At 70.6% G+C, this 11,125-nt stretch carries 9 protein-coding genes and 1 pseudogene; 4 read left to right on the top strand and 6 right to left on the bottom strand.

The features are described from left to right. The coding region (locus VFO68_RS09110; protein ID WP_325157753.1) for a glycoside hydrolase family 3 protein at positions 1–1,551 on the bottom strand (1,551 nt) is incomplete at its 3' end. A 149-nt stretch (positions 1,552–1,700) separates the two neighbouring features. Further along, positions 1,701–2,729: a monodechloroaminopyrrolnitrin synthase PrnB family protein gene (locus tag VFO68_RS09105; protein WP_325157752.1), complete on the bottom strand. Its 1,029-nt coding sequence runs from the start codon at positions 2,727–2,729 to the stop codon at positions 1,701–1,703. Positions 2,730–2,848: 119 nt separating this feature from the next. On the opposite strand from VFO68_RS09105, the gene VFO68_RS09100 reads away from it, so the two are divergent. Beyond that, a complete protein-coding gene (locus VFO68_RS09100) occupies positions 2,849–3,838 on the top strand; it encodes an aldo/keto reductase (RefSeq protein ID WP_325157751.1) in 990 nt (329 codons plus the stop codon). A gap of 172 nt (positions 3,839–4,010) precedes the next feature. Continuing rightward, on the top strand, positions 4,011–4,613 hold the full coding sequence (locus tag VFO68_RS09095; protein ID WP_325157750.1) for a DUF6801 domain-containing protein: 603 nt from the start codon (positions 4,011–4,013) through the stop codon (positions 4,611–4,613). A gap of 18 nt (positions 4,614–4,631) precedes the next feature. On the opposite strand, the gene VFO68_RS09090 is transcribed toward VFO68_RS09095, so the two are convergent. After that, positions 4,632–5,423, bottom strand: coding sequence for a TIGR03084 family metal-binding protein (locus VFO68_RS09090; protein WP_325157749.1), 792 nt, complete (start codon positions 5,421–5,423; stop codon positions 4,632–4,634). A 180-nt stretch (positions 5,424–5,603) separates the two neighbouring features. Here VFO68_RS09090 and VFO68_RS09085 point away from each other — a divergent pair, with 180 nt between their 5' ends. Continuing rightward, entirely contained in the window at positions 5,604–7,037 is a 1,434-nt protein-coding gene (locus tag VFO68_RS09085) for an Nramp family divalent metal transporter (protein ID WP_325157748.1), read from the top strand. Between the two features lie 4 nt (positions 7,038–7,041). Here VFO68_RS09085 and VFO68_RS09080 read toward each other — a convergent pair whose 3' ends face one another. After that, a complete protein-coding gene (locus tag VFO68_RS09080) occupies positions 7,042–8,001 on the bottom strand; it encodes a DUF4352 domain-containing protein (protein WP_325157747.1) in 960 nt (319 codons plus the stop codon). A gap of 102 nt (positions 8,002–8,103) precedes the next feature. On the opposite strand from VFO68_RS09080, the gene VFO68_RS09075 reads away from it, so the two are divergent. Beyond that, positions 8,104–9,936, top strand: coding sequence for an ABC transporter ATP-binding protein (locus tag VFO68_RS09075; protein WP_325157746.1), 1,833 nt, complete (start codon positions 8,104–8,106; stop codon positions 9,934–9,936). Here the strand turns inward: VFO68_RS09075 and VFO68_RS09070 are convergent. Further along, the gene (locus VFO68_RS09070) at positions 9,917–10,522 is read right to left on the bottom strand and encodes a hypothetical protein (RefSeq protein ID WP_325157745.1); all 606 of its coding nucleotides are present in this window, start codon (positions 10,520–10,522) and stop codon (positions 9,917–9,919) included. The two genes, VFO68_RS09075 and VFO68_RS09070, sit on opposite strands and share 20 nt — an antisense overlap. A gap of 64 nt (positions 10,523–10,586) precedes the next feature. After that, a pseudogene (locus VFO68_RS09065) lies at positions 10,587–11,125 on the bottom strand (ornithine cyclodeaminase family protein); the annotation flags it as partial.

Here is an 11,125-nt window from a genome sequence, read left to right as displayed (position 1 = left end):
GGTGACGTTCGGCGTGGCGGCCCGCAGCCCGGACAGCACGGTGGTGCCCGGCGGGATCTGGTCGGCCGGTCCCATGCAGCAGACGTGGCCGGCGCCGAACACGCCCTGCCAGCTCACGCTCCAGCCACCGAGTTGGTTGGTCATCGAGTCCGCGCTGGGCCCGGTGACCACCAGCCGGGCGCCGGCCGGCAGCGGCAGCACGTTGTTCTGGTTGCGCAGCAAGGTGATCGACTGCTGGGCCGCCTTGAGGGTGGCGTCCCGGCCGGCCTGCACCGCCGCGTCGGCCCGGTTCGGGTCGACGTAGGGGCGCTCGAACAGGCCCAACTCGAACTTCAGCCGCAGGATCCGGCGCACCGACTGGTTGATCCGGTCCACCGACACCTGGCCGCGCTGCACCGCCTGGGTCAGCCCGGCCTGCCAGCCGGCGAAGTCGAACGGGGTCATGGACATGTCCACGCCCGCGTTGACCGCCTTGGCGATGGCGCCGGAGAAGTCGGCGGCGATGTGGTAGTTGTTGGCCAGCGCCGGCACGTCGCCGTAGTCGCTGATCACGACGCCCTTGAAGCCCATCCGCTCCCGCAACAGCGTGGTGAGCAGGTAGTGCGACGCGTGCGCCGGGATGTTGTTGACCGAGCCCGAGTTGACCATCACGGTCGCAGCGTTCGCGTCGATGCCGCCCGCGTAGGCCGGCAGCAGGACGTCCTGCAGGTACCGGATCGGCAGTTGGGCCGCCGACCGGTCATGCCCGTTGAGCGACTGCGAGTACCCGGCGAAGTGCTTGACGGTCGCGGCCGCCTGCAGCCGGTTGCGGTCGTTGCCCTGTGTCCCGGTCACGTACCCCCGGCCCAGCGCGGCGGCCAGCACCGGCGCCTCGGCCCAGGTCTCGTAGGTTCGGCCCCACCGGTTGTCCCGGTGCAGGTCCTGCACCGGCGCGAAGTTCCAGGTCCAGCCGGTGGCGGCGATGGCGCGGGCGGTGACCGCGCCGCCGGACTGCGCGACGGCGGGGTCCCAGGTGGCGCCGATGCCGATCTGGTGGGGGAACAGCGGTGCCTGGAAGGGATGGCCGAACCCGTGCACCGCGTCCACGCCCAGGAGCACCGGAATGTGCAGCCGGGACCGCTCGATGGCGTGCCGCTGGATGGTGTTGGCCCACTCGGCCCAGGCCCGGCCGGTGTTGCCGACCGGGTTGTCCGTGCCGCCGGCCAGGATCGAGCCGGTGAAGTTCTTGATCAGCACGTTCTCCAGGCAGTTGGTCTGGAGCGGGTCGTTGTTCCCGCCGGTGTTGCGGCAGTTGCCGTCCGCCGGGTTCGTGCTGTCCCGCAGCGCGCCGGTGACGATCTGGTCCATCTGGCCGATCTTCTCGGCGAGGGACATCCGGCGCAGGAGGTCCTCCACCCGGGAGGAGACCGGGGCACGCTGGTCGAGGTAGACGGCGTCGCCGCCCTGCGGGTCCGCGACCGCGCCGCCCGACGGGACGGTCGCGACCAGCGTGCCCAGTAACAACACAACACCGCACACCCGTGGCACGGTGGCCAACCTGCGTTGTCTCATCACATCATCCGTTCGTCCGCGAAGGAATTTGTGGCGACCAACAACATATTCCTGAGCGGTCGTCGAGGAAACACCCAACGCGCGGAATCCATCACGCGCAGGCGTCGCTAGGCCGATCGGCCCACCAGAGAAATCCGTGTACCGCGGAGCTAGTCACGCACGGCGCTGGCCGGGACCCGGACCAGGCCGGCCATGGCCCGGGTCTGGTCGATGATGTCCTGCAGCAGGACGATGTGCTCGGCACGGCTGCCCTTGCGGGCGTAGGCGACGTGCTTGCCGCGGAAGACCACGAGGGCCCGCAGCACCGCGGTCAGTGCCACCGCGGAGTCGTGCACGGTCGTGCCGGCGGCCGGATCGCGCAGCGCCGCGTGCACCCGGGTGACCAGTGACGGAACCGCGAGCCACCGCTCGCGCAGCAACCGCCAGCGCGGCATGGTGTACGACAGCGCCCACAACCGGTGCTCGGCGAGCTCGGCGGAGCCGTGGTCGGACTCCCACACCAGCGTGTCGAGCACGAACAGTGGGATGTGCGCCGCGGTCGGGCCGAGGTATGGCTCGCCGGCCACCGTCACCTCGTCGAAGTAGGGCAGCAACTCGTCGAAGAAGAACTCCGGCGTGAGCCTCTCGTGCGCCAGTTTCATCGACGTCACGAACGCGCCGAGCTCCTCGGCGAGCTCGCCGAGCAGCACCGCGAACTCGGGTCGGTCCGGTTCCGTGCCGGCCAGCCGCTCGGCCAGACCCGTCGCCGGGCCGAACCGCCGCATGGCGATCCGCACCGACTCGATCGCGTCGGCCTCCTGGGGATCGGCGGTGTACGTCCGCTGCCGCGCGCCGGTCGGGTTCATCTCGGAGTAGTGGTGGATGGTGTCGCGCGGGATCATGTCGGTGCGCCGGCCGAGCTCGACCAGGATCGGCTCGGCGTGCGGCACCGCCTCGAGCGGGTCCAGGCCGTGCCGAATCATCGAACCGAGGAACATCCCCAGATCACGCATGGCCGCGAGGCATTCGTCGTGGGACAGCGCGGAAAGCACCGGCCCGGACGGCAGCAGTGCGGACAGGGTCGCGGCCATCGCGCCGACGTCGCGCCGCGCGTTGAGCTCCGGCAACCGGCCGCATGCCTCGTCGGCGGCCAGCGGGTCGAGCACGGTGATCCGGTCGGCGACGAACTCGGCGGCCACTCGACTTCTCCCCATCGGTTGCGGAAAACGGCGCAGCCAGAGTAGATCGATCGAGTCCGCCCGGGTCAACCCCCGATCAGAGCAGTGCGTTTCCGAGTGGCCACTGGTAGGAATTGCGGGTGCGATACCGGCGGCTCGGTGACAGCGATCTTCAGGTCTCGATGGTGGCCCTCGGCTGCGGCTGTTTCGGCGGTTTCGGGGCGATACCGGAGTTTCTCGGGCTCGGGGAGACCGAGCAGCAGGCCCGCGCGGTGCTCGACGCCGCGCACGAGAACGGGATCACCCTGTTCGACACCGCCAACACCTACGGCGCCGGGCAGTCCGAGGAATGGATCGGGCGCTGGCTGGCCGGCCGTCCGTCGGTGCGCGACGAGCTGGTCATCACCACCAAGGTGGGCACCCCGGTCGGCCCGGGGGAGGGTGACCGCGGGCTGTCCGCGGCACACATCCGGAGCCAGCTGGAGCGCAGCCTGCGGCGGATGGGCCTCGACCACGTCGATCTCTACCTGTCACACGAACCGGACCCGGCCACCCCGTTGGACGAGACGCTGCGCACCTTCGACGACCTGATCCGGGCCGGCAAGATCCGGCACTACGGGCTGGCCAACGTCGACGCCACGGAGATCGCCGCGGTGCTCGCCGCCGCCGACGAGCTGGGCGTGCCGGGGCCGGTCAACGTTCAGGTCGGGCACAACCTGCTGGACCCGGCGCCCGCCGCCACCCTGGACCTCTGCCGCGCCCGGGGCATCGGCGTGACCGCGTTCAGCGCGCTGGCCGGAGGCTGGCTGGCCGGGGCCTACCGGGCGGGTTCGCCGTACCCGCCGCGGAGCCGCATGGCGGTGATGCCGGAGCGCTACCGGCTGATGGAACGCCTGGCCGAGGCCGGGGTGCTGACCGCGCTGGGGGTGCAGGCGCAGGCCCGCGGCATCGCGTTGCCCACCCTGGCACTGGCCTGGCTGCTGTCCGACCCGGTGGTGTCCGCCGGGCTGACCGCCCCGCAGACCCCCGAGCAACTCACGCCGGCGCTCGCCGCGGTCGATCACCTGCTGGACGACGCCGGGCGTGCGCACGTGACGGCCATCGTCGAGGCCGCCCGGGTATCGGTGTAACTGCCGGTCCGCCGGGCCGAACCCGCTGGCGGCTGACAATTTCTTGGCCGGGCAATTGTGCGCGGATGACAGTTAATGACGGCCGGCGCGCGACGTCTGTTGTGACCATGGAAACCGTTAGGTAATTTCGGTGCGGGGCAATTTGTTTTCGTTTCGTCCGAAAGAGTGACAAATGAGAATTCGTGCGTCATTGAGGAAGATCACCACGTCCGCTCTTGCCGTCGGGTTGACCGCAGCGGGGCTCGTTGTGGCTGCTGGCAGCGCTAACGCGGAGGTGCGCACGCTGAGCCTGCGGTACAACTGCACATTTCCGTTGATCGGCCAGCAGTCGGTCACGGTGACGGTCAGCGCCGATCTTCCGGCCAGCGTTCCGGTGAACACCCTGATCCCGCCGATCACGGTCAATACGTCGGCAAATGCCGGAAGAAATGCCGCGACGGCGCTGCGGTTGGTGGGTGCGCGCACCATCGATGGGGCAGCCACCGCCGGCACCCGGCTCACCGCTCCGGGAGTTGATCTGAACCTTTCCGTGCCGGTCACGATTCCGCGGCAGAATGTGGCCAGCCCGCTGGTGCTCCGGGCCAGTGGCAGCGCCCCGGCCGTGCAGTTCCCGCAGGCCGGCACCGCGTCGATCAATGTCGGTGAGATCGCACTGCGCGGGCTGCATCCCCGCACCTCGAGCGGCGGCGACACCGCCCTCGGCGTGTTCGACGCGCCGTGCACCCAGGTAGCCGGTCAGAACACCCTGCTGGCCACGGTGCAGATCACGCCGTAGCCGAAGCCGCGCTCCGGGTCAGGAGGCGAACTGACCCGGGGCGCGGCCCGGCCCCGCCGGTCCGCGATAGGCCTGTGCGATGTCCAGCCACCGGTCCGCCTCCGCGCCGCTGGCGGTCAGCGCGAGATCATCGCGGTGCCGGCGCCTGGTCGTCAGTAGGCAGAAGTCGTGCGCCGGGCCGGTGATCCGCTCGGTCGACTCGGCCGGCCCGAACTCCCAGACCTGCCCGGACGGCGCGGTCAACTCGAACCGCAGCGCCACGTCCGGCGTCTCGATCCCGCGCGCCAGGTAGCCGAAGTCCCACACCTGCACGGCGAACCCGACCAGGTACCTGATCCGGTCGGTCGGCGTCCGCCGCACGCCCAGCGCATCGGCGATGTCCTGCCCGTGCCCGAACAGTTCCATCATCCCGGCGCAGGCCAGGACGGCCGGCGGCAGCGGCCGGACCAGCCACGGCACCACCTCGGTGTCCGGCACGGCCGCCAGCGCCTTGATGGCCGTTGCCTTTTCCTGCCGCCACCGCCCGAGCAGCACCTCCGGCGGGTCGGCCACGAACTCCGCCATCGCCATCCTGACGTTGGCGTCGAAATCCGGACTCAGTTGCGAGACCAGCGCGCCGAACGCCTGGGGGTCGGCCGCCGCGAGCCCGGCCAGCTTGAACGTCGCCGCCAGGTGCGCGATCTGATGCGCGATGGTCCAGCCCTCCGCCGGCGTAGCCAGCGCCCACTGCCCCTCGTCGAGCCAGGCCACCAGTTGGTCGACCTCATCGCCATCCGCCGTGAGCGCGGCGATCACGTCCTGCGCGGCCATCGGCTCCGCCCTTCCCTCGACAACACCACCCAAAATTGTTCAAAGCCGTCCCGTCTCCTGTCCCCTCCCACCGTGCCCTTCTCCCGCGAGTCCCCATTTCCAGCCCGGCGAGTTGCCTCTCCAGGCCGGCGGTTTGTGGCTCGGGCGGGTGGGGCACTCGGCGGGAGGAGGTGGTCGGCGATGGCGGTGCGGACTGGTGCGGGGTCGGTGGCGGAGCGGTTCCCGGCGAAACATCTGGCACGGCCGGAGGTGCGGGCGTTGCCGGAACCGCCCGCCTCGACGTGGCGGATCATCGGGCCGGGGGTGATCGCCGCGGGCGTGGGCCTGGCGTCGGGCGAGTTCATCCTGTTCCCCTACATCGCCTCGCAGGTGGGGCTGGTGTTCGTCTGGGCGGCGCTGGTCGGGCTGGTGACGCAGTTCTTCCTCAACATGGAGATCGAGCGGTACACCCTGGCCACCGGCGAGACGGCGCTGACCGGGTTCAGCCGGTTCTGGCGGCACTGGGGCCTGGTGTTCGCGATCCTGACCTTCCTGGCGAACCTGTGGCCCGGGTGGGTCACCAGTTCGGCCACCCTGGTCACCTACCTGTGGGGCGGCAGCGTTCGCTGGATCGCGCTCGGCATGCTGATCGTGATCGGCCTGGTCCTCACGCTGGCCCCGGTGGTCTACACCGCACTGGAGCGGACCGAGATGCTCAAGGTCGCCGCGGTCCTGGTGCTGCTGGTCGTCGGCACGATATTCGCCATCTCCGCCGACACCTGGCAGAACCTCCCGACCATGATCACCGACGCGAGCGTGCCGGTCGAGGCGCTCGGCTTCCCGCTGCTGCTCGGCGCGCTGGCCTTCGCCGGCGCCGGCGGCGGGCAGAACCTGGTGCAGAGCAACTGGATCCGGGACAAGCGGTTCGGCATGGGCGCCTACGTGCCGCGCATCGTCAGCCCGCTGACCGGAAAGCCCGAGGCCGCGCCGAGCACCGGGTTCATCTTCGAGCCGACCGACGAGAACCTGTCCCGCTGGCAGCGGTGGTGGCGGCTGGCCAACCGCGAGCAGCTCTACACCTTCGTGCTGATCACGTTCCTGTCCATCATGTTCACCTCGCTGCTGGCCTACTCGACCGTGTTCGGCCGGGACGACGTGCCCAACGCGATCGGCTTCCTCAAGGTGGAGGGCGAGCAGCTGTCGCTGTCGGTCGGCGGATGGTTCGGCCCGTTCTTCTGGTTCATCGGCGCGTTCGCGTTGTTCGCCGCGGCGCTGGGGATCGTGGACTACACCAGCCGGCTCACCGCCGACGTGATCAAGACCAGCTATGCGCCCCGGCTCAAGGAGAGCACCCTCTACTTCGGCCTGGTCTGGGGCCTGGTGCTGCTCGGCTGCGTGATCCTGCTGGCCGGGTTCGTCCAGCCGCTGGTGCTGCTGGTGATCTCCGCCTGCGTCGGCGGCGTCATGATGTGCATCTACTCAGCCCTGCTGATCCTGCTCAACCGCCGGGTGCTGACGGCGCCGATCCGGATCCGGGCCGGACGCATCGCCGTTCTCGGCTGGTCGGTGCTGCTGTTCGGTGTGCTGTCGGTGCTCACGATCATCGACCAGGGCGCCAAGCTGTTCGGCGGGTGAGGGGTCAGGTCGCCCACAGGGTGGTCGTGGTGGAGCCGAACAGCGGGGTGAAGGCGATCCGGTCGACCTCGAACGAGGAGGGGACCTCGAACAGGACCGACCAGGTGGCGTCCTCGCCCGGCGCGAGCGGCATGCCGCCGGGCGCCACCCCGTAGATGTGCGCGCGGATCGCCTCGTCGGCCGCGTTGAACACGACGAACAGGCGCAGGTCGGTGCCGTTCTCGTTGTCGTCGTAGGGCACGTCGCCGACGTTGCGTGCAGTGAACTCGACGCCGACCAGGCGCATGAACGGCCCGGGCCGGACCCGCGAGGTCTCCGGGGCCGGGTCGATGACCTTGGTGGCGGCCACCGAGATGCGCTCCCCGGTGCGCTTGCGTTCCTCGGCGAGGGTGACCTGCTCACCGAGCCGGTGGGCACCGGCCCGGGAGTCCGGCCGGGGCGCCGGGGCGGGTGGCGGCTCGGTCAGCGTGCGCACCACCTTCCAGCGCAGCCGGGGCCCCTCGTCGCCGAAGTCGGCCTTGAACTGCACCGTGTCGACCGTGACCCGCTCCGGCAGTTCGGCGGTGACGTAGCCGACCACGGTCAGCCCGGGGGAGAGGTGCAACTGGTCGAACTCGACCCCGGCGGTGGTGTGCGTGAGCGCGTTGTCGTAGGTCTTGCCGTCCGAGCCCACGAACTCCACCCGGCCGATCGGTCCGATCAGCCGGTCCCGGTCACCCCGGTTGGTGATCTTGAAGCGGGCGGCGACGAGCCGCTCGCCGTCCTCGGGCCGGATGCTGCGCGCGTCGGAGACCGGCGCCGGGTCGAGGAACTCCGACACGGTCACCTCCAACTCCTCGCCGGCCAGCCGCTGCTGCACGCCGACGATCTTGCCCGGAGTGGCGGTGCCGGCCACCGTCGACGTGCACGCCACGGTGCTGAGCAGGGCGAGAAGGGGTAACCAACGCAGGCCTGACCGTCCCATCGGCACACCGTAGCGGCACCGACCCGCGCGGGAGGGCCAAATCCGATCGCGAGCGGACGCGAACTGCGGCAGCATGGATGGGCCGAACGTGGGAGGGGACCGATGGCCGCGCTCGAATCCGGTGACACGCCACGCCCTGGATCAGCCCAACGCAAACCGGCGGTTCTGCTGGCGCTCCGGTACTACGGGCGTGAGGTGGGCCGCAACCGGCGGATGGCGATTCCGGGAATGTTGTTGCCGGCGTTGGGAAACACCTGCCTCAACTACGTCACACCGCTGGTCGTGGCGGCGCTGGCCGGCCGGCTGGCCCAGGGTGGCGAGACCGGCATCGAGGTGGTGCTGCCGTACGTGCTCGGGTTCGCCGCGCTGCTGCTGCTGGCCGAGGGGCTGTGGCGGCTCGGCGTGCACTGCCTGAACCGGGCCGAGGCCCGCGGCATGGAGCACCTGTACGTGGTCGGCATGAACGAGTTGCTGGCCAAGGACGCGGCCTTCTTCCACGACAACTTCGCGGGTTCGCTGACCAAGCGGGTGCTCAGCTTCGCCGGCCGGTTCGAGGATTTCGTCGACGCGCTGGCGTTCAGCCTGATCGGCCGGTTCGTACCGCTGGCGTTCGCGTCGGTGGTGCTGTGGAGCTACGACCCGTGGCTGGTGGTCGTGCTGGTCGTGCTGATCCTGGGCACCGGCCTGGTGATCGCGCCCCTGGTGCGGCGCCGGCAGGCTCTGGTCAGGGAGCGGGAGGCCGCCGTGGCCAGGGTGTCCGGCCATGTCGCGGACAGCCTGACGAACATGGAGACGGTCCGGGCGTTCGCGGCCGAGGAACACGAGTCGGCCGAGCATCGCGACCGGGTCGCCGAGCAGCGCCGGCTGACGATCAGGTCGTGGGACTACGGCAACCTGCGGATCGACACGATCGTGGCACCGATCTCGGTGCTCACCAATGCCCTCGGCCTGCTCCTCGCGGTGACGCTGGGCGGCGGGCTGGGCGTCGAGGCGATCGTGGTGACCTATGCCTACTACGCCGCCGCGACCCGGATCCTGTTCGAGTTCAACCAGATCTACCGTCGGGTGGAGCGGTCGATGACCGAGGCGGCCCAGTTCACCGAACTGCTGCTCGATCCGCCGACCGTGCTGGATCCGGACTCACCCGACCCGGTGCTGCCGACCCCGTCCGATGTCCGGTTCGAGCGGGTCACCTTCGCCCACCACGGCGCCGCGCCGCTGTTCACCCGGCTCGACCTGACCGTCGCCAGCGGCACCCGGATCGGCCTGGTCGGCCGTTCCGGCGGCGGCAAGACCACGCTGAGCCGGTTGCTGCTGCGGCTGATGGACGTGGACAGCGGCCGGATCCTGATCGGCGGCCAGGACATCGCCCGGTTGCGGCAGGCCGACCTGCGCGGGCTGATCGCCTACGTTCCGCAGGATCCGGCCATGTTCCACCGGACCCTGCGGGACAACATCGCGTTCGGCCGGCCCGGCGCGACCGACGCCGACATCCGGCGAGCCGCACACGCGGCGCACGTCACCGAGTTCGCCGAGGCGCTGCCCCACGGGTTCGACACCCTGGTCGGCGAACGGGGCGTGAAGCTCTCCGGTGGTCAGCGGCAACGGGTGGCGCTGGCCAGGGCGATCCTGCGCGACGCGCCCATCCTGGTGCTCGACGAGGCGACCAGCGCGCTGGACTCGGAGAGCGAGGTCCTCATCCAGGAGGCGTTGTGGCGGCTGATGGAGGGCCGCACCGCGCTGGTGGTCGCGCACCGGCTGAGCACCGTGGTGCAGATGGACCGGCTCGTGGTGCTCGACCGCGGCCGGATCATCGAGCAGGGCACCCACGACGAGTTGCTCCGCATGAACGGCACCTACGCTCGGCTCTGGCGCCACCAGTCCGGCGGGTTCCTGGACAGTGTGAACGAGGAGGTCACGACGGGCTCGCGGTGAAGGTCAGCCGCGGTTCGTGCGGGTGGCCGGCGGCATCGATGCTGAGCCGGCAGGCGACGGTGTCGGTGTCGGTGTTGTCGCAGTAGATGGCGACCTCGAGGACGTGTTCCTGGCCGGCGGTGAGCTCAGTGGTGAAGCCGGGATCGAAGTCCGGGGCGTCGAAGGTGACGATGCGCCAGCGGGAGTCCTTGGCCAGCACCAGAACGTTGAGGAACTCCCGCTGGTCGCGGCGCAGGTCGAGGGGGTCGAAGGCGCGCGAGCGCGGCACGCCGGCCCAGCGCAGCTGCACCGGGTCGATGTCCTGGCGCGGTGCGCCTTCGGTGGTCACCGCGATCAGCCGGCCGACGCAGCCGCGCGCCGTTTGCCGGCCCCGGTTCTCCACACCGATCCGGACCCACAGCAGCTCGGCCGATCCGGGACTGGCCGGGCGGCACCACGGCTGGCGGTGCTCGAAGGTGATCGTGAACCGCGCCGCGCGGAACCTCTCGAACCAGCCCAACGCCACGAACACGGTCACCAGCGCTATGACGAAGGTAGCCGCCGCGCCGACCCAGATGCCGAGCGGACCCAGCTGGACCTGGCTCATTCCCCACGCCTATCACCGTCCATTCGGGACGGCAACCGCACTCACTCCGGAGTGGACGGATCGGTCAGAGCGGGACGACCGTGCCCACTCCGGCGGCGCGGGCCGCGCGGTAGACGACGGCGGCCGCGGCGAGATCCTCGGCGGCGTGCCCGGTGGACTTGTAGACGGTGATCTCGGTGTCGCTGGTGCGCCCGGGATGCGTGCCCAGCAACACCTCGCCGACCTCGGTGACGGTTTGCGGGTCCCGGCCGGCCAGTTCCGGCGCGCCGGCCGGGAACGGCAGTGTGGCGCTGGCCCGGGACTCCACGAACACCGTGCCGGCGGCCACCGTCGCCGGGTCGAGCTCCGCACCGCTGCCCACCGAGCCGACGTGCGCGCCCGGCGCCAGCCAGTCCCGCGCGATCACCGGTTCGTCGGCGTCGGTGCACAGGCACACGACGTCGGCGCCGTGCACCGCCGCTTCGAAGGAGTCCACGACGCGTGCTCCACCGGCCAGTTCCGCCGCGCGCCGCCGGTTGCGGGCGGCCACCCGGATCTCGGTGAACGACAGCAGGTGCGGCAGCGCCCGCAGGTGGGCCTCGGCCTGCACCCCGGACCCCAGCA

This window comes from Actinophytocola sp., assembly GCF_035712165.1.
Classification (GTDB): domain Bacteria; phylum Actinomycetota; class Actinomycetes; order Mycobacteriales; family Pseudonocardiaceae; genus DASYTH01.
The sequence above is the reverse complement of the archived record's forward strand: the minus strand, read 5'-3'. Positions and strand labels throughout refer to the sequence as shown.

What these genes read in the sequence shown, in the direction of transcription:
- VFO68_RS09095 (WP_325157750.1), top strand. Translation starts at nt 4,011, where the DNA reads ATGAGAATTCGTGCGTCATTGAGGAAGATCACCACGTCCGCTCTTGCC.
- VFO68_RS09090 (WP_325157749.1), bottom strand. Translation starts at nt 5,423, where the DNA reads ATGGCCGCGCAGGACGTGATCGCCGCGCTCACGGCGGATGGCGATGAG.
- VFO68_RS09075 (WP_325157746.1), top strand. Translation starts at nt 8,104, where the DNA reads ATGGCCGCGCTCGAATCCGGTGACACGCCACGCCCTGGATCAGCCCAA.
- VFO68_RS09085 (WP_325157748.1), top strand. Translation starts at nt 5,604, where the DNA reads ATGGCGGTGCGGACTGGTGCGGGGTCGGTGGCGGAGCGGTTCCCGGCG.
- VFO68_RS09080 (WP_325157747.1), bottom strand. Translation starts at nt 8,001, where the DNA reads ATGGGACGGTCAGGCCTGCGTTGGTTACCCCTTCTCGCCCTGCTCAGC.
- VFO68_RS09070 (WP_325157745.1), bottom strand. Translation starts at nt 10,522, where the DNA reads ATGAGCCAGGTCCAGCTGGGTCCGCTCGGCATCTGGGTCGGCGCGGCG.